This window comes from Streptomyces thermoalcalitolerans, assembly GCF_039525155.1.
Lineage (GTDB): Bacteria > Actinomycetota > Actinomycetes > Streptomycetales > Streptomycetaceae > Streptomyces > Streptomyces thermovulgaris.
Map to the genome: position 1 here is coordinate 1 of NZ_BAAAHG010000074.1, position 22,408 is coordinate 22,408.

Genomic DNA, 22,408 nt, shown 5'->3' on the forward strand with positions numbered 1-22,408 from the left:
CGACCACCTCATCGACCAGTTCCGGCGGAAACGCCCGCGTCAGCACCCCCAACGCGATCCGATCCGAGAACCGGCCAACCCCCGACGACTTCACCTGACCCGGCCTTGGCACACCCCGCCCAACGACCAGACCCCAACAAAGTCACCGGTATTGGGTCTAGGCGATGTGGTCCTCTTCCAGTTCCGCCAGGTGGCGCTTCTGGAAGCGTTCCACGAGGGCCTTCAGGGCGCTCGGGCTCAGGGTCGTGCCGTAGGTCGCCTGGATGTTGTCGCCGAGGACGCGGGGCGTGGGGTAGCTGCCGTCTATCGACTGGCGGAACACCTGGTAGTACGCCTCCTCGTCCGGCTCCTCGTCCGGCTGGTCGGCCTGCTGGGCGGTCTGCTGGTCGACCGGCCGGCCGGCCGGAGCGGCGCCGCCCTGCTTCGGCGCGGCGCCGCCCTCGCCCAGCTCGCGGGTGCGGCCGCCCGGGCCCACCGGGATCGGGAAGCTGCCGGTCTCCTCCGGAGCGGGCTCCTCGACGGGCGGCTCCTCCAGGTACTGGTCCTGGTACTGCTCGGCCTGCTTCTGCTCCTCGTACCACTGGGCGTACGCGGCGTCCGGGTCGTACGTGGGGTCGTAGTCCCCGTGGTACTCGACGGAACGCGGGTCGCGGGCGTGCAGCCAGGGGTTGTAGTCCGGGACGGGCTCCTCGTACGGCACCGGTTCCTCGCCCTGCCGGTGGCCGACGAGCTCCGGGCGCTGCCCGGCGGGAGATGCCTGGACGGACCGGGAGGGGCCGCCGGCGGGGCTGCCCGCGGCCGTGTCGACGCGCTCGACCTCCGTCTGCGGGACCGGCGGGAGCAGCGTCGGCTCGATGCCCGCCGCCGCCAGGCCCGCCGGGGCCGTGTCCGCCAGGGGGACGCCGTACTTGGCCAGGCGCAGCGGCATCAGGGCCTCCACCGGAGCCTTGCGGCGCCAGGCGCGGCCGAAGCGGGAGCGCAGGCGGGCCTGGTAGACCAAACGTTCCTGCTCCAGCTTGATCACCTGGTCGTAGGAGCGCAGCTCCCACAGCTTCATCCGGCGCCAGAGGAGGAAGGTGGGCACCGGGGAGAGCAGCCAGCGGGTGAGCCGGACGCCCTCCATGTGCTTGTCGGCCGTGATGTCGGCGATACGGCCGATCGCGTGCCGGGCCGCCTCGACGGAGACCACGAAGAGCACCGGGATCACCGCGTGCATGCCCACGCCCAGGGGGTCCGGCCAGGCGGCGGCGCCGTTGAACGCGATCGTCGCCGCCGTCAGCAGCCACGCCGTCTGACGCAGCATCGGGAAGGGGATACGGATCCAGGTCAGGAGCAGGTCCAGGGCGAGCAGGACGCAGATGCCCGCGTCGATGCCGATCGGGAAGACATAGCTGAAGTCCCCGAAGCCCTTCTTGACGGCGAGCTCGCGGACGGCCGCGTACGAACCGGCGAAGCCGATCCCAGCGATGATCACGGCACCTGTCACGACCACGCCGATGAGAACGCGGTGCATCCGAGTCAGCTGTGGCGCGGCCACCCGTACTCCCCTCCCACTGCGTGTTGTTGCGCGCAACAGGGTGGCACATCCGTACGAAGTACGGAGGGCCGGTCCAGTTGCTCTGCCTTTGTCCCTTTCTTGGGTTCGTTCTCGGCCTCGCTCTTGGCCTCGTTCTCGTTCACGGCTTCGTCCGCGTCTTCGTCCAGGGCTTGGTCCGCGGCGCCGTCCGTGTCGTCACCTATGGCTGCGTCCGTGTCCTTGAGCCGCGTTACTGGCCGCGGTTCAGTCCCTCGCGGCGGACTCGGACGCCGAGGCCGAGTCCTTGGCGGACGGAGACGCCGGCTTTGCGGAGGACTCGGAGGCGGAGGGGGACGGGGAGGCGTCCGGCGCCGGCCCCTCGTTGGCCTTCGTCACCGCGGCCACCACTTCCTTGGCGGCCTTCGCGGCGGCCTTGGTCAGGTCGTCGGCGTCCGGGGTCTTGTCGCCGGCCAGACCGGCACCGTTGTAGTCGAGGGTGACGACCACGTTCTCCACCCGGGCCACGACCGTCTGCTGCTTGAAGGCGCCTTCCTTCTTCTTCAGGTCGTAGCGCACCACCGTGGCCTCGTTGCCCGTCCCGGCCACCGGTTCCGTCTTCGTGTTCTTCGCGTCCGGCACGGACTGCGCGTCCCGCACCTGCTTCTGGTAGTACTCCTGCGCCTGCTTCTCGCCCGTGCCGCGCACGGCATCGGACTCGAAGCGCAGCAGGGAGACGTTGAGCCAGCGGAACTGAGAGCCCTTCACCCCGTTGTTGTCCAGGCTGTTCCAGGAGCAGCCGGCGCGCTTGGACACATCGCTCGAGGAGAATTCCTTGGCCGACTTCACGCCCTTGGGCACCAGTTCGCCGAGTGTCTTGTCCGACAGGACCTTGCACGCCTCCGGCAGCCTGGCGTACGCGGCCTCGGCCACCGTCGGCGAGGCGCTCGCGCCCGGGGAGCTCGGTGCCGCGCCGGCCGCGGTCTTCTGCGCGCCGTCACCCTCGGCGGGGCCGGAGCCGGAGTCGGAGCAGGCGGTCAGGAACATCATGGGCACGGCGGCCGCGCAGACGAGGAAGCGGTTCAGACGCCTCGCTCGCGGGTGGCTTCCCCACGGCCTGGACGGCGCGGAGGATATCCCCGGGGCACGCTCTTCTCGCTGGGCTGCTCGCTGCATGGTTCCTTCACTCATGACGCTCGTGGTTCCTGCGGTCGGATCGGGTCCGAGGGGCCACGGTACGCGGTGAGACAGCTGTGCGGTCTTCCTTCCCGCGCTTCGCGCCCCGGCGCCGGGCGCCGGGCAGAATGGGTCAGTCGCTCAGCGAATCGGCCAGCTGATCCGCCAGTTTCCTTGCTCTGTCCTGCATTTCCTCGCTGTCCGGAACCACGCCGATACGCATCGGCTGCTCCGCGTACTCGATGGTCACAATCACATTGGACGTGCGGAACGCCACAGTCACCGTGCGCTGCTGGGCCGTCGAACCGGAGGTGGTGAGCGAGTCGTCGAGGAAGGCCTCGTCGCCCAGATCGCTCAGGGCACGGGGCCGGAGGTCGGCCGTCGCGGCATCGGTGGGGGCCGAGGACGAAGCCGAGGCCGAGGACGAAGGGGAGCTGCTGGGGCCGGAGTTGGCGCCGGAGCTCTGGAGGGAGGTCGGCTCGGGCAGATGCGCGGCCGCCTGCTTGGCGGCGAAGACGGACTCCGCCTGGCTGTCGTCGCTGACGGTGTTGTCGTAGGAGACGACCCGTTCGAAGTCGACGTGGAGATGGTAGGTGGCGTCCGCGGACTCCACCTTCCAGCGGCAGCCGGTCCTGCGGTCGGTGTCATAGGTGAGCGTGGCCCGGCCCGCGTAGGCCTTCTCCCGCTGGTTGGCGTCCGTGATCCGCGCGAGGCCGGGCAGCAGCGTCTCCAGGGCGTCGCGGGGGACCGCGCCGCAGGCCTCGGGGAGCGTGCGGTACTTGCCCGGCTGGGCCGCCGGTGCCGTCGTGTCGGCGCCGGCGGGGTTGGCGTTGTCCGTCCGGTCGCCCGACGAGCCGCCGGTGCAGCCGGTCAGCAGCGCCGCGACAAGCGCGGCGGTGCCGGGTACATACGCCTTCCTCCGCAGCACGGTCGGGCTCCTCTCGCGGATGTCGGTCGGTCCGGGCCCCGCCGGTTATTCGCTTGCCGGGCGGAGACGCATCAGGAACACAATGTCTATCGCACGTGCTGCCGAAAGCGCTGATCCGTTGTCCTGTTTCGCCGGCCTTGGCACTGGTATTTCGTTTCCATCGTTTTATCTTCTTTTCGGGGGAATGTGGTTGATATGTCGTACGTAGAGATTCCGGGAGCCAAGGTCCCGATCCGTATGTGGACCGACCCCGCGACGGTCGAGGACGCCGCGATGCGGCAGCTCCAGAACGTCGCGACCCTTCCCTGGATCAAGGGGCTCGCCGTCATGCCCGACGTCCACTACGGCAAGGGCGCGACGGTCGGGTCCGTCATCGCCATGCAGGACGCGGTGTGCCCGGCGGCGGTGGGCGTGGACATCGGCTGCGGGATGTCGGCGGTGAAGACCTCTCTGACGGCCAACGACCTCCCCGGTGATCTGTCCCGCCTCCGCTCGAGGATCGAGCAGGCGATCCCGGTGGGCCGGGGGATGCACGAGGAGCCCGTCGACCCCAGGCGGCTCCACGGGCCGGCGACGGCCGGGTGGGACGACTTCTGGCGGCGGTTCGCCGGGGTGGCGGAGGCGGTGAGGTTCCGCGAGGAGCGGGCCGCGAAGCAGATGGGCACGCTCGGCAGCGGCAACCACTTCGTGGAGGTCTGCGTGGACACCGCCGGCGCGGTGTGGCTCATGCTGCACTCCGGCTCCCGCAACATCGGCAAGGAACTCGCCGAACACCACATCGGCGTCGCCCAGAAGCTCCCCCACAACCAGGGCCTGGTCGACCGCGACCTCGCCGTCTTCGTGGCGGACACCCCGCAGATGGCGGCGTACCGCAACGACCTGTTCTGGGCCCAGGAGTACGCCAGGTACAACCGTACGATCATGATGGCGCTCCTGAAGGACGTGATCCGCAAGGAGTTCAAGAAGGCGAAGCCGGTCTTCGAGCCGGAGATCTCCTGCCACCACAACTACGTGGCGGAGGAGCGCTACGAGGGCATGGACCTGCTCGTGACCCGCAAGGGCGCGATCCGCGCGGGCTCCGGCGAGTACGGGATCATCCCCGGCTCGATGGGCACGGGCTCGTACATCGTGAGGGGCCTGGGCAACGAGAAGTCCTTCAACTCCGCCTCGCACGGCGCAGGCCGGCGGATGAGCCGCAACGCCGCCAAGCGCCGCTTCTCCACGAAGGACCTGGAGGAGCAGACGCGGGGGGTGGAGTGCCGCAAGGACGCGGGGGTCGTGGACGAGATCCCGGGCGCCTACAAGCCGATCGAGCAGGTCATCGAGCAGCAGCGGGACCTCGTCGAGGTCGTGGCGAAGCTCAAGCAGGTCGTCTGCGTGAAGGGCTGACGCGTCCCCCGGCACCTTTGGCACCCGCAGCCGCCGCCGTCGCCGCAGGCCTCGGTGGCGGCTGTTCTCCGCCCGGCGGGCCGTCCTCTGCCCGGCGGGCCGTCCTCTGCCCGGTCGGCCGTCCTCTGCCCGGTCGGCCGTCCTCTGCCCGGTCGGCCGTCCTCTGTCCGGCTGTGCGGGGTCACTTGGCGTGGCGTACCGCGTAGATCATCACGAACGCCACGATGTGGATGCCGAAGAGGAAGTAGCCGAGGTAGTACCAGACGTACCGTTCGCGCTTCTTCTCCAGGGCCAGGCGTGCCTGCTCCGCCTCGCGCTCGGGGTGGGTCGTCATCGCTGCTCCCGGTGGACCTTGGTGTTGGACGCCTGGGCGCGGGGGCGGACGACGAGGAGGTCGACGTTGACATGGCTGGGGCGGGTGACCGCCCAGGTGATGGCGTCGGCCACGTCGTCGGCCGTCAGGGGATCGGGCACGCCCTCGTAGACCTTGGCGGCCTTCTCCCGGTCGCCGCCGAAGCGGTTGAGGGCGAACTCCTCCGTCCTGACCATGCCGGGGGCGATCTCGATGACGCGGACCGGCTTGCCGACGATCTCCAGACGGAGGGTTTCGGCGAGGACGTGGACGCCGTGCTTGGCGGCGACATACCCGGCGCCGCCCTCATAGGTGGCGAGGCCGGCCGTGGAGGACACGATCACCACCGTGCCGTCGCCGCTCGCCTCCAGCTTGGGCAGCAGGGCCTGGGTGAGGTTGAGGGTGCCGAGGACGTTCGTCTCGTACATCGTGCGCCAGTGGGCCGGGTCGCCGGTGGCGACCGGGTCGGCGCCCAGCGCGCCGCCCGCGTTGTTGACCAGGACGCCGATGGTCTGGAAGGCCGTGGCGAACTCGTCCACGGCCGCGCGGTCGGTGACGTCCAGCCGGTAGGCGATGGCGGAGTGGCCGGCCGCGTTGATCTCCTCGGCGATCGCCTCGATGCGGTCCTTGCGGCGGGCGGTCAGGACGACACGGTGACCGGCGGCGGCGAGCCGGCGGGCCGTGGCGGCGCCGATGCCGCTGCTCGCACCGGTCACGACGGCGATGCGGGAGGCGGCGGGCGGTGCGGCGGTGGCCATGGGCTTGGTCCTCGAGACGGCGGTCGGTGCGGTCGGCTGCGCCCAGCGTAGGGGAACCTCAGCCGCCGTTCCTCGGCGCCCACATGATCACGGCCATTCCGGCCAGGCAGATCAGCGCGCCGGTCACGTCCCAGCGGTCGGGACGGTAGCCGTCGGCGACCATGCCCCACAGGATCGACCCGGCGACGAAGATCCCGCCGTAGGCGGCGAGAACACGGCCGAAGTGGGCGTCGGGCTGAAAGGTGGCGACAAAGCCGTACGCCCCGAGCGCGAGAACGCCGCCGAGGGCCCACAGCCAGCCGCGCTGCTCGCGCACGCCCTGCCAGACCAGCCAGGCACCGCCGATCTCGAAGAGCGCGGCGACGACGAAGAGGGCGGCGGAACGGAGGATCAGCATACGGGCAGCCTCGCACGGAGCTTTCGGAGCTTGTGCCAGGAGGGGCTGGAGGCGGCGCTGGGGGTGGCTGGAGGCGGCGCCGAGGGGGCGGGGGAGGGGTGGAATAGCGTCGGGAGGCGGGCCGTTCTCCGAGTATGGTTGAAGCATCAACAATTTGAAGGGTGAGCGACCATGCAGTTCGGGATCTTCAGCGTCGGCGATGTCACGCCGGACCCCACCACGGGCCGTACGCCGACCGAGCGTGAGCGGATCAAGGCCATGGTCGCCATCGCCCTGAAGGCCGAGGAGGTCGGGCTGGACGTCTTCGCGACCGGTGAGCACCACAACCCGCCGTTCGTGCCGTCGTCGCCGACCACCATGCTCGGATACATAGCCGCCCGGACCGAGCGGCTGATCCTGTCCACCGCCACCACCCTCATCACCACCAACGACCCGGTGAAGATCGCCGAGGACTACGCGATGCTCCAGCATCTGGCCGACGGGCGGGTGGACCTGATGCTGGGGAGGGGGAACACCGCGCCCGTCTACCCCTGGTTCGGGAAGGACATCCGGCAGGGCATCAACCTCGCCATCGAGAACTACGCCCTGCTGCACCGGCTGTGGCGCGAGGACGTCGTGGACTGGGAGGGGAGGTTCCGCACGCCGTTGCAGGGCTTCACCTCCACGCCCCGCCCGCTGGACGGTGTCCCGCCGTTCGTCTGGCACGGCTCCATCCGCTCCCCGGAGATCGCCGAGCAGGCCGCGTACTACGGCGACGGCTTCTTCCACAACAACATCTTCTGGCCTCCCGACCACACCAGGCGGATGGTCGAGCTGTACCGGACCCGGTACGCCCACTACGGGCACGGCACGCCCGAGCAGGCGATCGTCGGACTCGGCGGCCATGTGTTCATGCGGAAGAACTCGCAGGACGCGGTGCGTGAGTTCCGGCCGTACTTCGATGTCGCGCCGGTGTACGGGCACGGACCCTCCCTGGAGGAGTTCACCGCCCGGACGCCGCTGACGGTCGGCTCCCCGCAGCAGGTCATCGAGAAGACACTGACCTTCCGGGACTACGCGGGCGACTACCAGCGCCAGCTGTTCCTGATCGACCACGCGGGGCTGCCGCTGAAGACCGTCCTCGAACAGATCGACATGCTCGGCGAGGAGGTCGTACCGGTGCTGCGCGAGGAGTTCGCCAAGAGGCGTCCGGCCGGTGTGCCCGACGCGCCGACCCACGCGTCCCTGCGCGCCGCCGGGGCGAGCGCCGAGGGGAAGGCCGAGGAGGGGGCCCAGGGCGAGGGCCGAGGAAAAGGCCGGGAAGGAGAAGGAGTGAGCGCCGGATGAAACTCGTCGTCGTCACGGCGGGGCTGAGCGTTCCGTCCTCCGCCCGGCTGCTGGCCGACCGGCTGGCGTCCGCGACCGCCGGGCGCGCCCCGGCGGAGGTGGACGTGCGGGTGGTCGAGCTGCGTGAACTCGCCGTCGGGATCGCCCGCACCCTCGCGAGCGGCTTTCCCGGTCCGGATCTCGCGTCCGTGCTGGACGCGGTGACGGAGGCGGACGGGCTGATCGTCGTCACTCCGGTGTTCTCGGCGTCGTACAGCGGGCTGTTCAAGTCCTTCTTCGACGTCCTCGCCGCCCGGGACCAGGAGGCCCTGGCCGGCAAGCCGGTGCTGATCGCCGCGACCGGCGGCACCGCCCGGCACTCCCTGGTCCTCGACCACGCCCTGCGCCCGCTCTTCGCGTATCTGAAGGCCGTGGTCGTGCCGACCGGTGTCTACGCCGCCTCGGAGGACTGGGGCGCCGAGGGGCTGCCCGAGCGGGTCGAGCGGGCGGCGGGGGAGCTGGCGGCGCTGATGACGGGGATGTCCACGGGGCGTGAGACGCCGCGGACCGAGCCCGGGAAGCCCGAGAGGGCCGGGGAGTCCGAGAGGGCCGGGGAGTCCGAGGGGACTGGGAAGCCCGAGAAGAACGGCGGCTTCACGGTGGTGCCGTTCGAGGAGCAACTGGCCGCACTGCGGAGGTGACGGGAACCCGGCGCCCGTGCGCGCCGGGGACTCATCCGTCGGTGGAGGCGCGCTTCTGGACGGAGGGCGTTCCGCCCGCGGTCGTGCGTCTGCGGGACACCGCCAGCAGCCAGATCAGGTTCCCCGCCGCCGCCCCGGCCACCACGGTGGCGACGATCACCCCCGTCATGGTGAGGCCGGCACGGAACAGACGCGGTCGCGGGTCGAGGCTGTGCAGACCGAAACCGCTCAGCAGATAGACGCCGACGGCGGCGGCCGCGAGGCTGACGACGAGCAGCGCGACGGTCGGCCCGAGGCCGCCCCCGGCGTCCGCGTCGCTCGCGCCGGTCCCGTCGCTCTCGGTGTTCCCGCCGGCCCTGCCGTTCTTGCCGTTCTTGCTGTTCTCGTTGTTCTTGCTGTCGTGGTCGTTCTCGCTGTTCCGGCTGTTCTCGCCGGACGAGGCACCGGGCCGCGGACGGTGTGCTTCCTGCATGGGTTCCCCGTGGACGATCGGATGGCGAGCCGGACCCCCACGGTACGGAGGGCCGCCGGAAGTGAGGCAGACGTCAGCCACCGGGCGTGTCCGTCCGCCAGGTCATGGTGACCGTCAGATGCGCCTCGGCCTGCGACTTGGCGACGACCGCACCGAGCTCGGCGTTGAACCGCACACCGAACTCCAGGCTGACCTCACTGGGCCGGCTGGGCATGTCCCGCAGCCGGTTCAGCGCGGCCGCGGCCGCGTTCCGGATGCGGTCCACCCCCTCCTCGAAGGACGCGGTGGCGTCCGCCACGGCGTCGCCCAGCCGGGACACCTCCACCACGCCCGGCTCGTCCTCCGCCACCTCCACGACCACGAAGCCGTCGCCGTCCTGTGACGGGAACCGCAGTAACCGGGTCATGTCCGCCCCCCTTCTATGGCCTCTCCGAGGCATCTGATGGCCTGTCAAAGCCCGCGCCGGCCGTCCTCCGGATGACCTGTGGCCGTCTTCCGCTCGCGAGCTGTTGCAGCCACCATGGAAGCGCACCCCGAGTCGCCAGACCACCACGTCAGGGGGAACCACGGTATGGCGGAGTCTGCGAAGGACTTCTGTTCCGACCTCGTCGATCTGTCCGGAATCTCTCTGACGGAGCTGCGCAGCAGTAACGATCCTGCGTTACGTCGGGCGCTGAGCCGGGCGGAGCTCAGAGCGAGCCTGGCCTTCGGGACGCTCGACGAGTCCAACAGCGAGGAGATGAATTTCCTGCGCGGTCGCCGGCCGGCGCGGCGGCGGCCATGAGCGCACCGCCGTTGGACGTCCACCGGGTGTCCCTGACGTCACTCAGGACCATTGCGGCGGGCAACGCGACCGAAACCGATCTGCACCTGCTGTGTTCCGCTCAGCGCAGCCAGCTTCTGCTGGTGCTGCGTGCGCTGCTGGGCCATATGAACGAGGCGGCTCTGTCCGCCCGGTGCCCCGGCGGCGCGGCGGCGGCCGAGGCGGCCTGGCAACTGCTGTGCGCGGCCGAACGAGAGGCCCCCGAGGCGGTCGAAGCGGTGCTCGCCGATCCCACCGTCATGGCGTGGGCCCTGCGTCTGCTCAGGCGTCTGGGGGGAACGGCCGACGCGACGCCTTCACTGCCGCTGTGGGCGGACCTCGGCCAGTTCCAGACACTGGCCGCGGCCGCGGCACTGCGTGCTCGGATCCCCGCCGAACTGCGCGTGCCCGCCTACCGCGGCACGGTCTGGGTCCCCGGTCTGGGAGTGGCGGGCCCGGTGGCGCGGCGGCGATGGAGTCTGGCGGAGTTCCGGGTGGAACGGGGCGGCTTTGTCGTACGGGGGGAGGGCGAGGAGGTACGACTGCCCTGGCCCTTGTCGGTGCCGGCGCCGGGGTGGCGGCCGCTGCGGCCGGTGCGCGGAGCCGCGTCCCGCGGGAGCGGAGCGGGGCCGTGGCTGGACACGGTGACGCCCTACCGCGACTTCACGCAGTACCCGAAGTCCCCCAGCCCATGGGGCGAACGCCGGTTGCGTACGTGGGAGGACCGCCTGGCCGAGGCCTATGCCCTGCTGGAGCGGGAGTCCGCCGTGGACATCGCCGCGCTGAGGGCGACGGTGCGGGTGCTGGTGCCGCGTCCGTTCCAGTCGGCCAGGGGCGGTCTTGTGGCGAGCGCGTCCTCGGTCGACGCCTTCGGCGCGATCACGATGTCCCTGCCCTACGACGCCACGCAGACGGCCGCGGTCCTCGTCCACGAGGCCCGGCACCAGCAGTTGAACGCACTGCTCAGCCTGGTGCGGCTGATCCGGGCGGCGGACGACCGGCCCGACGGGGCACAGGCGCGGCTTCACTACGCGCCATGGCGCAGTGATCCCCGGCCGGTGCTCGGGCTGCTCCACGGCACGTTCGCGTTCTCGGGCGTCGCGCGGTTCTGGCGGACGCATCGCCGCCATGTGACGGGGACCGAGGCACAGCGCGCCGACTTCGAGTTCGCCGTCCTCAGGGAGCAACTGCGGGAGGCCATCGCGTCCCTGGCGGCCGAGGACGACCTGACCGAGGCGGGCCGGCTGTTCGTCGACGAGATCGCGGCACAGGTCCGCACCTGGCAGGGGGAGGAGGTGCCGGCCCTCCCGGCCCGCCTGGGCCGTCACTACTGCCTTCTGCGGCGTGCCGTGTGGCGGGCGCGGCATCTGGTGATCGAGGAGGGAGCGGCGGAGCGGCTCGCCGCGGCATGGGCAGCCGGAGAACCGGCTCCGGACCTCCTTCCGCACGCGGTCCTGCGCCCGCGTCCGGACCGGATCCGCCTCGACACGTTCGGGCCGCTGGCCCGGTACCGCCTGTCCGCGCCGCATCTGTTCGAGCGCGGACGGCGGCAGGCGGAGCGCGGCGGGGACCCGGCACGCCGCGCCGAGTACGCCGTCGTCGCGGGGGACACCGCGCAGGCCGTGCTGCGCTACGACGAGTGGACCCGGCAGGACCCGCGGAACGTCGAGGCATGGGTCGGTGCCGCGCTGGCCTGGCAGGAACATGCCGCGCGAGCCGGTGCGAGCCTGCTGCTGGACCGGCCGGAAGTGGTGGCCGGGGTCTGCCGGGCCGTCGCCTCGGCCCGGGGCGAGGCTCCCGACCCCTTCCGCCTGGCCGCGTGGCTCGGCGGAGCGGACACGGTCGGCGTCCGCTCCGCCCGCACCACGTCGAGTGGTGTCTGAGGGGTGCCTACAGGGAGATCAGGTCGATGTCGGCGTTGGCCCGCAGGTGCTTCTCGGCGTCGAGCGTGGCCGGGTGGGAAGAGCCGAGGACGCTCCGGTAACGCTTGAGCGCTTCGGCGTACTTCGCGTCGCTCTCCTCCGTCCTGCCCAGCGCCTTCAGGTCATAGCTCAGGTTGAGCTGGACGGCCAGGTTCGCGGGGTGGTGCTCGCGCAGCCGCACCGACTCCTCGGCCACGGCTTCGTCGATGGCGTACGCGTCCTCGGGGCGGCCGAGCGCGAAGTAGTCACTGGCCAGGTTCATGCGGGCGAGCAGTGTGCGGGGGTGCCCCTGCCCGAGCGAGCGGGTCAGGCCCTCCACCGCTTCCTCGTCCAGCCTCTGTGCCGCCTCGGGCTGCCCGAGCAGCCTGAGGACCACCGCGAGGTTCATGGCGACCGCGTAACTGTGCGGGTGCTCCCGGCCGTAGCTGTCGCGGTGCTGGTCCAGCACCTCCTGGTTCAGGGTGAGCGACTCCTGGAGCTTGCCGACCTGCCGCAGGTCGTTCGCGTGGCTCACCGCCGCCAGCAGGTACTGTCTGCTGTTCTTGCCGAAGAGCTCGGCGGCCAGTGAGACGAGCTGGGACGACAGCGCGTAGGCACCCTTGTGGTCGCCCTTCTTGCGACGCGTCACGCACAGGTTCCGGTTGATCTGCGCGGTGAGCGGGTGCTTCTCGCCCAGTTGTTCCCGGACCTCGTCGGCCAGCCGCTCGTACCCCTCGAGCGCCTCCTCGTACCGTCCGGTCTCCTGGAGGTCGAGCAGATAGGAGTTCCGGGTGGACAGCGTGAGGATGTGGTCCTCACCCAGGGTCTCGATCCTGCGCTGCCAGGTCTCGAGGTCCAGTTCCCGTGCCTTCTCCGAGTCACCGGCCAGGCGCAGGCTCACCGCGTAGTTGTGGGCGGCGAGGAGGGTTGCCGGGTCGTCGGCGCCGAACTCCCGCAGGCTGGTCTCGTAGACCCGCTGGTCCATCTCCCGCGCCTGGTTGAAGTTCCCGCGGTTGCGGTGGTGGATGGCCATGAAGCTCTGCGCCTGCAGCGTGTCCTCGTGGGCCTCGCCCAGCACCCTGCGGTAGCGCTCCACCAGCTCGGCCTGCATGGTGTACGAGCGTTCGCGATCGATGCCCTGTTCGAGCAGGGCCCGGGCGATCTGCTGGTCGACGGCGAGCACCTCTTCATGGTCCTTGCCCAGACGCTTGCGCCAGATCTCCGCGGCGCGTTCGCCCAGGGCCAGGGCCGCCGCGTGGTCGCCGCGGGCGCGCAGGAACCAGACCTCGTTCAGCACGAGGCGGCGGGTCCAGGGATCGTCGCACTCCACCGCATTGGAGGCCTGGACATGGGTGAGGAGGCTGGAGTAGCGCGGCCAGGAGGTGACGCGCTCCGGGTTCCTCGGATCGGCGTGGGCGAGCAGCTGGTGGGCGGCGTGCCGCATGGTCGCCTGTTCCTGCGCGTTCATCTGCTCGATCAGAACGCGCTGTACCAGGCGGTGCATCTGGACCGTGTTCTGCCGGTGGTCGATCCGCGCGAGCGCGTACCGTCCGATCTCGCGGACCGCGCGCCCCAGTTTGACCGGGTCGTCCAGGGCGGACTGCAGCTCCTGCGGCACGGAGACGCCGCGCACCGCGGAGAACAGGTCCCATTCGATGGGCTCGGGAGCGAAGAAGGCGCAGACCTGAAGGAGTTGCAGGGCGTCGGGGCGGGACTCGCGCAGACGGCCCAGCGACACGTTCCAGGCGGCCGCCACCGACAGCGGGTAGTCGCCGGGCGGCTCCGACTGCATCAGCTCGGTGAAGTTGCGCTCGTAGACCTCGAGGTACTGCTGCACCGGCATCCCGGTCTCGGCCAGCCACACCGCGGCCTGCTCCACCGCGAGCGGCAGGTCGCCGAGGGCGGCGGCGAGGTGGTTCACGGCGTCGTCGGGCAACTGGGGGCTGCGCCGGCGGAGCAGGGCGATGCTCTCCTCGCGGGCGAACACGTCGACCTCCAGCGAACTGGCGACGGTGGACCACTGGAAGTTGCGGGAGGTCACGATGATGTGCCCCGGCCCGTCGGTGGGGAAGTACTTGCGGACCTGCCGCGGATTCTCCGCGTTGTCGAACACCAGCAGCCAGTCGCTGTAGGGCTCGCCCCGGCGCAGCGCGTCGATGACCGCGGGCACCGCGCTCATCTCGGCACCCACCTGCAGGCCCATCTGCTCGCCCAGCTCGATCAGCGACTGGACGATCTGGTTCTCCTGCTCGGACGGGATCCACCAGACGAGCCGGTAGTCGCGGCTGTGCCGGTACACGTACTCGATGGCGATCTGCGACTTGCCCACACCGCCCATGCCGTGCAGGGCCTCCGGCAGGACCGCGGTGACACCGCCGCTCGACCGCTCCTGGCTGTTCAACCGCTCCTGCAGCAGCCGGAGCAGTGCCTCGCGTCCCGTGAAGTTCCGGTTCCGCTGCGGTACGTTCCCCCAGATCCGGGGCGGGGTGTGCGGGCCTCGCGGGCCCGTGGCAACGGGCAGACCGGCAGTCACGGCGATGCCTCCTTGTCGTGGACGCGCGGGCGCGGATGCGGGCGCGGGAGTGCGGGCGGGCTGAGCGGGCGGAACAGCCACGGACGGCGGCGCCGTGGGTGAATTCCCCGCTGGACGCGGGGCTTTCGCCGCTTGCGGGGCTCGAGGCGTTCGCGGCCCGTAATCTAGCGCGCCGTCGGGCATACTGTTCAACTTTGACCGCATTTCGGGAGATCTGTACCCTGATGGACGCTTGTGCTCTGACGCGGGTGTCGCAGCGGTGGTCTTCTTCGCCGGACTCTTTGTCGCCGCGTGGGGGACGGCCGTCCGCTGCAACAGCCGCCCCAGGTGGTTGGCGCGCCGGAGGTAGGGGCCGGACACCGCGCACAGCGCCGTGTACAGGTGGGTCACGAAGGGGCGAGTTTGCTCGGTCAGCGGCGGGTCCGCCGGATGGTCCTCCGGGGCCACCAGCGCGCTCGCGCCCTCGCCCCACCTGGCCTCGAGCACCGGTCCGAGGTGGCGCTGGACCTCGCTCAGCGCCCGGATCGTCTCGGCCCGGCTGCCGAGGGCGAGAAGCTCTTCCCGCACACCCTCCGGGAAGTCGAAGGAGACACGGTGGGCGTCCTCGGCGTCCGCCGTGTCGTCGGTGCGGCGCACCAGGCCCAGCAGCACGATCTCGGCCAGGTTCCAGGGCTGGGCGCCGGGCAGGGTCTGCTGGAGCAGCCGCATGACGGGAAGGTTCAGGGGCGCCGCGGCCAGACGCTGGGCGAGGGCGTAGGCGCCGGGGGAGGCGATGGCACGGAAGCGGCGCACCACGGCGGCGGCCCACTGGGCCCGCCGTACCGCGGACGACTCGGCGCCGTCCGCCTCGGCGGGGTCCAATTCCGTGTGCCGCGGTCCGACCACGATGTCGGCGAGGTCCTCGGGGGCCGGGCCGGCCGACTCCGAGCGCAGATCCCGGTCCGGCGCGGTCCACAGGGCGGCCAGCCCGTGCCACTCGCCGCCGCCCGTCGCGGCCACCAGACGGGCCCAGCGCCGCAACGACCCCGGCCGCAGCTCGACCACGGGCACCGGGATCGCGGTCCCCGGTCCGGGGTGGGGGGCGAACTCCGGCCCGGCCCCCAGAAGGTCCGTGTACGGGGGCTTCCACTCCGCGTCGTACACGCGGTTGGGCACCGCGGGGCCCGGCGCCCGCAGCCGGGTCCGGGCGACCGTGGGCAGCGTCAGATCCCATAAGTGCTGCGGAAGCAGGCTCAGCACGGCGACGGGGGAGCGCCGGCCCAGCCGGTGCAGCAGCGCGGCGGCCCGGCCCGTGCGCCAGGCGCCGTGACCGCCGTCGGTGACCGCCAGCGTCAGCTGCCGCTCCCCCGCCCCGGTCTCCGCCGCCGCGAGGCCCGCCGCCGTGTCGTCGTCCAGGTCCCAGCGCACCAGCCGTACGGTGCGGAAGGCCGCCGTCTGCTCCATCAGCTCGGCGATCTGCCGCGCCGTGTGCGACCACAGGGCCATCGACGGGCTGTCGTCCACCAGCAGCAGCAGATCCAGCCTGCGCTCGGGGACCGGCCGGCACACCGGGGCCCACATCCCGGTGAGCGCCGCCTGTTCGGCGGTCGCCTCCTCGTCCAGCTCCAGCTCGTGGGGCGAGGCGCGGAACATCCGCAGCGGGCGCAGCGACCTGCCGAGGGCCAGGGAGTCGGCCAGCCGGGGGAAGACGGGCCAGCCGGTCCGGTCGGAGGGCTCGGGGCCGAAGCGCCGGGCGGGGCGCGTCCGCAGCCGGGCCGACCCCGCCGGCGGGAGTTCGGCGAGGAGCGGGTGGGGCGTGTCGGGGAGGGCGGCCAGGTCCTCCTCCAACAGCAGAAGCTCGTCGTCGAGGGCAGGGCCCGGCCGTTCGTCCCCGGACGAGCGCGACCCGTCGGACGCCTCGGGTCGGTCGGGCTGGTCAGGCCGGTCGGGGTGATCGGGGCGATCGGGTGTGCCGGGGCGGTCGGTCTCCGAGGGGGCGCCGGGCTCCGTGGGAGCCTCGGCCCGCTGCCCGGTGTCGTCCTGGGACGCGGAAGGCGCGGGAGGTTCGGCGCCCCGCTCCTCGTCCCGGTCGTCGAGGGGCTCGGGAGCGTCCGGCGGGCGGGCGTCGGAGCGTTCCCCGGGGACCGCCGTCCGTCCGCCGGGGCGGCTCGCCCCGCGGGGACGCACACCGCGCTCCCGGGCCTGACGGCCGGGCACGTCGAACAGCGGCACGGCGGCGTCCTGACACGCCGCCAGATAGAGGGCGTCCGCGAGCTCCATCCAGGTCGGCAGCTCCTGGCCCCGGGCAGCCCGACGTCCCCGCTCCGGCTCCGGACGGCCGGGAGGGGAGGAGGCTCCGGGGGGTGCTGCCGTCATGCGGTCCTCGATTCCGCCCCCGCTCCGTCGAGCCGGTGCCACAGCGCGTCCACGAGGTCCTCCAGCGCCTCCTCGTCATCGCCCGGGAAACGGCCCGAGGTGGCCAGGAACACGGCGTTGAGCAGTTGGTCCACGGCGAGGCCGCCCCGCTCCCGGCTGTTGCGCAGGAACCGGTCGACCAGCTCGTCCGCCCGGGACGGGCCCGTCGGCTTCCGGGCCGTCTCGCCGAGATGGGCCGTGACCATGTCGATCAGCTGCGCACGGTCCGGGTCCGGCATGTGCAGCCGCAGACAGCGGCGGAGGAAGGCGGGCGGGAACTCGCGCTCGCCGTTGGAGGTGATCACCACCATGGGGAAGGCGCGGCACGTGACGACTCCGTCGACGATCTCCGCGGTGCGCTGGGGATCGTCGGTCATGACGGTCACCCTGGGGTGACGGCGCCGGGCCCGGACCAGTTCCGGGATGGTGAACCGGCCCTCCTCGAACACCCCGAGCAGGTCGTTGGCCAGGTCCTGGTCGCTCTTGTCCAGCTCGTCGATCAGGAGGACACGGGGAGTCTCATGGGGCAGCAGCGCCGTGCCCAGCGGTCCGAGCTGGAGGTAGTCGCCGATGCCGGGAAGCTCGTCCTCGCCCGGCTCCCGGCCCTCCGCGGCGCCGGTGCCGTCGGTGTCGTACGAGCGGTGCAGGGTGCGTAACGCCGCCGAGTCCTGGACCCGTCCGATCGCGTCGTACTCGTACAGCCCGGAGCGGAGCGTGGTGCGGCTGGTGATGTGCCAGCGCAGCACCCGGCCCAGCCTGAGCTCCCTGCTGATGCGGTAGGCGAGGGAGGACTTCCCCGTCCCCGGGCGTCCGGTGACGAGCAGGGGCCGGCGCAGCAGCAGGGCCGCGTTGACCATGTCGGCCTCGCGCCGGAGCTGCTCGGAGCCGGGGGACGACGTGGGGACCCGGCCGAGGCGGCGCTCGATCTCCTCGTCGTCGTCCGGGGGCGGGCCGACCACGGGACCGCCGGTGAACCGGCGCCAGGGCGGCGGAGGCGGCAGAAGCTCGTCGAGGCTGGTGTCGTACAGGGGCTGTCCCGTGCCGCGGTAGATCCACCACCGGCGGTCGGCCGTGTCCCGGCCCGCCGTCCCGGGTGCCGGGTTCCCGGCGCCGTTCGCACTTGGCTGTGGTGCCGGGCCGTCCCCCACCGGGTCGCTGCTGGGACGTGCCCTCCCTGAAGCGCCGTCGTCGGGAAGCATCTCGTCCTACCCTCCCCCCTGCGCGGATGAGTCCGCTGTGTCTGACCGCACGCCCGGTAGGCGGTACGGGTCGTCCCAGAGCAAAGCTGCGTGGCGACCGAGCGTAGTAGTAGTGGAGGGGCCGCCCACAGCAGCATCCTCGCCCCCGGCCTTGATGCGCAACGACCTGAGCACCTCGGGCAGCCGGCGAATTCCTTTGCGAGAGGTCAGTTCAAGCAATTCGTCGCGAAAGGCCGGATCGACGCCCCCGCGCCGGTCCCAGACGACGATCGGCACACCCGCCCGAAGGGACTCGCCCAGCTCGTCGACCCCGGGGCTGTCGTCCGGGACCCGGCCGGGCGGGTCGCTGAGGACCACCATCACCGGCTGCGGTTCGGTGAGCAGACGGGCGCGGCTGTCGTCGGGGAACCAGTGGACGGGTCCTTCGCAGGCGGTCACCAGGGCGTCCCAGCGCTTGGCCCAGCGTCCGTGCGTGTCCGTGCGTTCCATCCTCTCGAGGCTGCGCACCACCACTGGATGGTCCTCGCCGAGCGTTCCGCCGGCACCGTGGAAGCCCCGTTTCGCCCATCTCTCGACCGGGAGGTCCAGCAGGTCCCTGGGCAGCAGGAACTCCAGGGTGAGGTCCTCCTTCCAGAAGTAGGCCCAGCCCGTCTCCGCCTCCTCCACCAGGGTCTTGACGCGCTCGGGCAGCTCGGCCACGTCGATGCGTACGTCCCCGCCGCGCCTCGGGTACGGCTCCGGACCGTCCAGCTGCCACCAGTACGTCAGCAGCCGCTCCCCGCTGTGGTCGGGATCGGGCAGGGGGCGCAGCCGGATCAGCAGACAGGCCCCGGGCGTCCATACGGCGTCCGCCGCATCGGAGTCCAGCCATGAGGTGGGCTCGGCGGTGGTCGCGACGGCGGGGTCCGGACGGCCGGCGGTGCGGGTGGCCGCGGGGGCGTTCGCCACGGCGGTGGCCGGCATTTTGGCCGCCGCCCGGGCGGACGCGGGCACGGCGGCCGTGGGAGCGGGCGCGGTGGTGACCGGCGGGCCGGCCGGGGCCGGGCGGGGAGTGGGCACATGGGGGTACGCGTCCGGCCTGAACCGGTGCTCCTCCACCCACTCCAGCAGTTCCCGCTGCTGCCGGCCCTTGGCATGCGCCGCGAACCGCTCGACCAGCAGAACGCAGGGGAGCGGTTCACCGGGGCGGGCGTTGAGGGTCGCCGCGTACAGCACCGCCGACCACGGCTCCTCGCAGTGCTTCGGCAGGGGATCGGGGCGCCAGCCCAGGACCTCCTGGAAGATTCCGCGGACGTCGAGCAGGTCCAGCCCGCTGAGCAGGGCCATCAGCCGCTCCCAGCTGTCCGCCGGGAAGAGGGGCACCTCCGCGAGCGCGATGGCGGTGCGGACCCGGGCCATGTGCCGGGTCTCGCCCTCCAGCGTCGACACGACACTGCCCAGCACCTGGATGCCGTCCGGATACGGCATCACCTCCCTGAGCAGGTACAGCAGGCAGCGGCGCCGGCGGCTGCTCTCCGGCAGGATGATCCGCACCCCCAGCGCGTGGCCCACCAGACGGGCGCACTCGTGGAGCATCCCCGGCTCCTCGAAGCACGGGAGGGCCTCCAGCGCGTCGAGCAGGATCTTGGGCGGCATCCAGGTCCCTTGGGTCCCTTGGGCGAGTGTCACGGGGCCTCGCCTCCCGCCGCGGCCTCGGCGGCCGGCCACAGCTTCTCGAAGAGTTCCAGCGCGGCACGCGCGGGTTCCGACTCGTCGTCCAGCAGCCGCAGGGCGTCGATCAGGGCCTGTCTGCCGTCGCGGTGGTCGGCGCAGGCCTGGACGAGGTAGAAGAGCTGGAGGCGGGGGCGGGGGCTGGCGCGGATGGTGCGCCGGATGGAGGCCGGCAGCAGCCGGCGCAGTGCCGCCGCGCCGTCGTCCTCGATCTGAGGGACGTTCAGCAGGGCGTCGGCCAGCGCGAACTGACTTCTGTCGGAGGGAGGCTCCGGGAATCCCGACGGCGTGGGGGGCCGGGGCGGCCCGAGTGCCGGGGCGAGCGCCGGCCACAGACGGGCCGCCGCCTCCAGCGGGAGCATCCAGGCCACCTTGGCCCGACGGTCGGTGTAGGCGGCGGTGACCAGCCCGACGACCCGCTCCGCGGCCGGGTCCCACACACCGGCTCCGCTGAATCCGGGCCCCACCGGGACACCCGTCGTGCCGAGCCCCTCCAGCTGGATCCAGTCCCGGTACGGCCCGCCCCGCCCGGTGAGCCGGGCGTACGACCACAGACCGGCGGGCGCTCCTGCCGGGTGGCCGTACACGCCGACCTCGCGCCGGTCCGGTTCCCCGCACGGGCCGAGCCGCGCGGGCAGGACGTCGGCGGGCGGCGACCAGTCCGTGTGCAGAACGGCGAGATCCCCGTCCGACCCTCCGGCCAGCGGGCCGGGGAACCAGCCACCGGGCACCACGACCGCCTCACCCGCCCCGGTGTCCGGCCGTCCGGGAAGGTCGACGAGCACGGGCCGCCGCCCCGGCTCCGCCGTCCCGACGGCCGACGCCACCACATGCGCGCAGGTCAGTACCGTGCCCGGCGCCACCAGAACTCCGGCGCCGTGCACCACTTCACGCGTCGACAGAACGCGTACCCGTCCTAACACCGACGCGCCTGTCCCGTCCCCGTTGACCACTGCCCGTCCCTTTCCCCCGCGTGTTCCCCGCGTGTTCCCCCGCGTGCGACCGCCGCACGCGACGGTCTCCACCCAAGAACCAGCGTACGAACCGCATGCGCCCGGTACACGCGTCATGCGTATCCCGGAGCTTTACCGGTTGTGTCACCGGCGAATCATCGGTGCGCGGGCGGGCGCGCGGCGACATGAAGGGGCGCACCTCGGAAGGCCGCCACGGCGTTCATGCCCGGACCGTCCCCCGACGCATCCACAACTCGCCCGTCTGCCGCTGCCGACCGCTGACCGAAGGCACCGCACCGGGCGGTTACGCCGGATGATGCTCACCTGGCGTTCGGGACGGCGGGGGGACAAGGGCGTATGAGTCGTAGGGGAAGGCGCGGGAAGCGCGCGGGGGACACCGCCAAGGCAGCGAAGGACGCGGTCGGGGCCCAGGAGGTCTCGGAGTCGGAACGGCTGCTCTTCGGCGGCCCGCTCCGTTACGACGCGGGCTGGAACCACCACGACGGTTCCTTTCTGGAGCTCGGCCTGCGCGCCATGGTCCTGCGGATGCCGCGGCTGATCGGCTCTACGATCCGGCTGGCCCACCGCGCCGACCGGCGGGCGCTGCTCCAGGTCGCCGCGGCGGAGGCCGGCGGCGGCATCGCGCAGGCGGTCGGCCTGGTCGCGGTCAACCGGGTGCTCGTCCAGCTGCTGGAGCACGGGGAGACCACCAAACGTCTTGCCGCCGCGGCCCCCGCACTCGTCGCGGTGGCCGTCACCGCCGTCGTCGGCGCACTGCTGAAGTCGGCCTCCACCGCCGGCACCGGGCGGCTGGAGCCGAAGGTGTTCCGGGTGGCGACGGAGGAGTACCTGGAGCGGGTGGCCCGTGTGGAGCTGGCCGCCGTGGAGGACGAGGAGTTCCACAGGCTGCTGGACTCCGCCCAGTGGGGCGCCGAGTCCGCCCGGCAGATGATCAAGTTCTGTGTGTCGGTGGTCACCGCCGCGATCGCGCTGATCGCCGCCGCCGGCGTCCTGACGGCGTTGCACCCGGCGCTGCTGCCCCTGCTGGCGATGATGACGCTGCCGAGCGCCTGGAGCGCGCTGACCATCGCCCGCCGCCGCTACATCTCCTTCCATACCTGGGTCCAGCACGCCCGGGCCAGTCAGTTGCTGGGGCGCCTGCTCATCGACGTCCAGGCCGCGCCCGAGGTACGGGTGCACAACATCGGGCCGTTCCTGCTCAAGCACTTCCGCACGATGGCCGAGACCGGCGAGCGGGAGCAGACCCGCCTGGCCTCCCTGGCCGCCCGTACCGGTCTGATCGCCTCGGGCTGGACGGGGCTCGCCACCGTCGCCACCTACGGGGTGCTCGGCCTGCTGCTGTGGACCGGCGCCATGGACCTGGCCGTCGCCGGCACCGCCGTCATCGCCGTCCGCACCGGCTCCGCCAACCTCGAGTCCCTGGTCGTCCAGCTCAACTACCTCTACGAGGAGAGCCTGTTCGTCGCCGACCTCGACCGGCTGTGCCGGGAGGCCGACCGCCGTCTCATCCCGGCCACCGGCCGTCCCCTGCCCCAGAAGATCGACGCCGTCCGCTTCGAGAACGTCACCTTCACCTACCCGGGCACGGCCGACGGCCGCCCCGCCCTGAAGGACGTGAGCATCACCATCCCCACAGGGAAGATCGTCGCCCTGGTGGGCAGCAACGGCAGCGGCAAGAGCACGCTCGCCAAGCTCCTGTGCGGCCTGTACGCCCCGGACACCGGCCGAGTCCTCTGGGGCGACGTGGACGCCGCCGAGGCCGACCGCGCCGACCTCTTCGACCGTGTCGCCGTCGTGGCCCAGGACTTCTACCTCTGATCTTGCGAGAGTGCCCCGGCCTTCAGGCCGGGGGTGAATCGCATCTCTGACCTCAGCCGTGGGCACGGGTCCGCACTGTCTACCCA

General features: G+C 71.9%; 17 protein-coding genes and 1 pseudogene. 6 read left to right on the forward strand and 12 right to left on the reverse strand.

All coding sequences use genetic code 11. From position 1 onward, the window contains the following. Positions 1 to 157 precede the first annotated feature (157 nt). The 3 genes from ABD224_RS26940 to ABD224_RS26950 all read right to left on the reverse strand — a co-directional run bounded on the left by ABD224_RS26940 (position 158) and on the right by ABD224_RS26950 (position 3,614). The gene (locus tag ABD224_RS26940; RefSeq protein WP_344054509.1) at positions 158 to 1,513 is read right to left on the reverse strand and encodes a DUF2637 domain-containing protein; all 1,356 of its coding nucleotides are present in this window, start codon (positions 1,511 to 1,513) and stop codon (positions 158 to 160) included. A 267-nt stretch (positions 1,514 to 1,780) separates the two neighbouring features. Further along, on the reverse strand, positions 1,781 to 2,704 hold the full coding sequence (locus ABD224_RS26945; RefSeq protein WP_344054476.1) for a DUF3558 family protein: 924 nt from the start codon (positions 2,702 to 2,704) through the stop codon (positions 1,781 to 1,783). Positions 2,705 to 2,822: 118 nt separating this feature from the next. Beyond that, positions 2,823 to 3,614, reverse strand: a complete 792-nt coding sequence (locus ABD224_RS26950) for a DUF3558 domain-containing protein (RefSeq protein WP_344054511.1) — start codon at positions 3,612 to 3,614, stop codon at positions 2,823 to 2,825. A gap of 198 nt (positions 3,615 to 3,812) precedes the next feature. On the opposite strand from ABD224_RS26950, the gene ABD224_RS26955 reads away from it, so the two are divergent. Beyond that, positions 3,813 to 5,006 (forward strand): RtcB family protein, encoded by a 1,194-nt coding sequence (locus ABD224_RS26955; RefSeq protein WP_344054478.1) that lies wholly within the window; start codon positions 3,813 to 3,815, stop codon positions 5,004 to 5,006. Positions 5,007 to 5,187: 181 nt separating this feature from the next. Here the strand turns inward: ABD224_RS26955 and ABD224_RS26960 are convergent, their stop codons facing one another. Genes ABD224_RS26960 through ABD224_RS26970 form a run of 3 tightly spaced genes read right to left on the reverse strand, consistent with a single transcriptional unit; the run spans position 5,188 to position 6,513 of the window. Continuing rightward, entirely contained in the window at positions 5,188 to 5,340 is a 153-nt protein-coding gene (locus ABD224_RS26960; protein WP_344054481.1) for a hypothetical protein, read from the reverse strand. Next, positions 5,337 to 6,116, reverse strand: coding sequence for an SDR family NAD(P)-dependent oxidoreductase (locus ABD224_RS26965; protein ID WP_344054483.1), 780 nt, complete (start codon positions 6,114 to 6,116; stop codon positions 5,337 to 5,339). Before ABD224_RS26965 ends, ABD224_RS26960 begins: the two co-directional genes overlap by 4 nt. 58 nt (positions 6,117 to 6,174) lie before the next feature. Then, positions 6,175 to 6,513, reverse strand: coding sequence for a YnfA family protein (locus tag ABD224_RS26970; RefSeq protein WP_344054485.1), 339 nt, complete (start codon positions 6,511 to 6,513; stop codon positions 6,175 to 6,177). A 171-nt stretch (positions 6,514 to 6,684) separates the two neighbouring features. Here ABD224_RS26970 and ABD224_RS26975 point away from each other — a divergent pair, with 171 nt between their 5' ends. After that, positions 6,685 to 7,839: an LLM class flavin-dependent oxidoreductase gene (locus tag ABD224_RS26975; RefSeq protein WP_344054487.1), complete on the forward strand. Its 1,155-nt coding sequence runs from the start codon at positions 6,685 to 6,687 to the stop codon at positions 7,837 to 7,839. Beyond that, the gene (locus tag ABD224_RS26980; protein ID WP_344054489.1) at positions 7,836 to 8,519 is read left to right on the forward strand and encodes an FMN reductase; all 684 of its coding nucleotides are present in this window, start codon (positions 7,836 to 7,838) and stop codon (positions 8,517 to 8,519) included. The genes ABD224_RS26975 and ABD224_RS26980 overlap by 4 nt, the downstream gene beginning before the upstream one ends. Before the next feature lie 31 nt (positions 8,520 to 8,550). Here the strand turns inward: ABD224_RS26980 and ABD224_RS26985 are convergent, their stop codons facing one another. Further along, a complete protein-coding gene (locus ABD224_RS26985) occupies positions 8,551 to 8,991 on the reverse strand; it encodes a hypothetical protein (protein WP_344054492.1) in 441 nt (146 codons plus the stop codon). 73 nt (positions 8,992 to 9,064) lie between these two features. Further along, positions 9,065 to 9,397 carry a CU044_2847 family protein gene (locus tag ABD224_RS26990; RefSeq protein WP_344054494.1) on the reverse strand — a complete coding sequence of 111 codons (333 nt, stop codon included), beginning with the start codon at positions 9,395 to 9,397 and terminating at the stop codon, positions 9,065 to 9,067. Between the two features lie 165 nt (positions 9,398 to 9,562). On the opposite strand from ABD224_RS26990, the gene ABD224_RS26995 reads away from it, so the two are divergent. Both ABD224_RS26995 and ABD224_RS27000 read left to right on the forward strand, forming a co-directional pair. Next, positions 9,563 to 9,775, forward strand: a complete 213-nt coding sequence (locus ABD224_RS26995; protein WP_344054496.1) for a hypothetical protein — start codon at positions 9,563 to 9,565, stop codon at positions 9,773 to 9,775. Beyond that, complete coding sequence (locus ABD224_RS27000) at positions 9,772 to 11,676, forward strand: aKG-HExxH-type peptide beta-hydroxylase (RefSeq protein WP_344054498.1); 1,905 nt, start codon at positions 9,772 to 9,774, stop codon at positions 11,674 to 11,676. Before ABD224_RS26995 ends, ABD224_RS27000 begins: the two co-directional genes overlap by 4 nt. A gap of 7 nt (positions 11,677 to 11,683) precedes the next feature. On the opposite strand, the gene fxsT is transcribed toward ABD224_RS27000, so the two are convergent. From fxsT to ABD224_RS27020, 4 genes are all read right to left on the reverse strand, one after another. Beyond that, the gene (fxsT, locus tag ABD224_RS27005; RefSeq protein WP_344054501.1) at positions 11,684 to 16,486 is read right to left on the reverse strand and encodes an FxSxx-COOH system tetratricopeptide repeat protein; all 4,803 of its coding nucleotides are present in this window, start codon (positions 16,484 to 16,486) and stop codon (positions 11,684 to 11,686) included. Between the two features lie 92 nt (positions 16,487 to 16,578). Further along, positions 16,579 to 17,820 carry an AAA family ATPase gene (locus ABD224_RS27010; RefSeq protein ID WP_344054503.1) on the reverse strand — a complete coding sequence of 414 codons (1,242 nt, stop codon included), beginning with the start codon at positions 17,818 to 17,820 and terminating at the stop codon, positions 16,579 to 16,581. 6 nt (positions 17,821 to 17,826) lie between these two features. Continuing rightward, positions 17,827 to 19,455 carry a VMAP-C domain-containing protein gene (locus ABD224_RS27015; protein ID WP_344054505.1) on the reverse strand — a complete coding sequence of 543 codons (1,629 nt, stop codon included), beginning with the start codon at positions 19,453 to 19,455 and terminating at the stop codon, positions 17,827 to 17,829. Between the two features lie 29 nt (positions 19,456 to 19,484). Next, the gene (locus ABD224_RS27020) at positions 19,485 to 20,483 is read right to left on the reverse strand and encodes an effector-associated domain 2-containing protein (protein ID WP_344054507.1); all 999 of its coding nucleotides are present in this window, start codon (positions 20,481 to 20,483) and stop codon (positions 19,485 to 19,487) included. A gap of 357 nt (positions 20,484 to 20,840) precedes the next feature. On the opposite strand from ABD224_RS27020, the pseudogene ABD224_RS27025 reads away from it, so the two are divergent. Beyond that, positions 20,841 to 22,316: pseudogene (locus ABD224_RS27025) on the forward strand (ATP-binding cassette domain-containing protein); the annotation flags it as partial. Positions 22,317 to 22,408 lie beyond the last annotated feature (92 nt).

Bases quoted from the DNA above. Each gene is read 5' to 3' on its own strand.
- ABD224_RS26940 (WP_344054509.1), bottom strand. From the start codon at position 1,513: ATGCACCGCGTTCTCATCGGCGTGGTCGTGACAGGTGCCGTGATCATC.
- ABD224_RS26945 (WP_344054476.1), bottom strand. From the start codon at position 2,704: ATGAGTGAAGGAACCATGCAGCGAGCAGCCCAGCGAGAAGAGCGTGCC.
- ABD224_RS26955 (WP_344054478.1), top strand. From the start codon at position 3,813: ATGTCGTACGTAGAGATTCCGGGAGCCAAGGTCCCGATCCGTATGTGG.
- ABD224_RS26960 (WP_344054481.1), bottom strand. From the start codon at position 5,340: ATGACGACCCACCCCGAGCGCGAGGCGGAGCAGGCACGCCTGGCCCTG.
- ABD224_RS26965 (WP_344054483.1), bottom strand. From the start codon at position 6,116: ATGGCCACCGCCGCACCGCCCGCCGCCTCCCGCATCGCCGTCGTGACC.
- ABD224_RS26970 (WP_344054485.1), bottom strand. From the start codon at position 6,513: ATGCTGATCCTCCGTTCCGCCGCCCTCTTCGTCGTCGCCGCGCTCTTC.
- ABD224_RS26975 (WP_344054487.1), top strand. From the start codon at position 6,685: ATGCAGTTCGGGATCTTCAGCGTCGGCGATGTCACGCCGGACCCCACC.
- ABD224_RS26980 (WP_344054489.1), top strand. From the start codon at position 7,836: ATGAAACTCGTCGTCGTCACGGCGGGGCTGAGCGTTCCGTCCTCCGCC.
- ABD224_RS26985 (WP_344054492.1), bottom strand. From the start codon at position 8,991: ATGCAGGAAGCACACCGTCCGCGGCCCGGTGCCTCGTCCGGCGAGAAC.
- ABD224_RS26990 (WP_344054494.1), bottom strand. From the start codon at position 9,397: ATGACCCGGTTACTGCGGTTCCCGTCACAGGACGGCGACGGCTTCGTG.
- ABD224_RS26995 (WP_344054496.1), top strand. From the start codon at position 9,563: ATGGCGGAGTCTGCGAAGGACTTCTGTTCCGACCTCGTCGATCTGTCC.
- ABD224_RS27000 (WP_344054498.1), top strand. From the start codon at position 9,772: ATGAGCGCACCGCCGTTGGACGTCCACCGGGTGTCCCTGACGTCACTC.
- fxsT (WP_344054501.1), bottom strand. From the start codon at position 16,486: ATGGAGCTCGCGGACGCCCTCTATCTGGCGGCGTGTCAGGACGCCGCC.
- ABD224_RS27010 (WP_344054503.1), bottom strand. From the start codon at position 17,820: ATGCTTCCCGACGACGGCGCTTCAGGGAGGGCACGTCCCAGCAGCGAC.
- ABD224_RS27015 (WP_344054505.1), bottom strand. From the start codon at position 19,455: ATGCCGCCCAAGATCCTGCTCGACGCGCTGGAGGCCCTCCCGTGCTTC.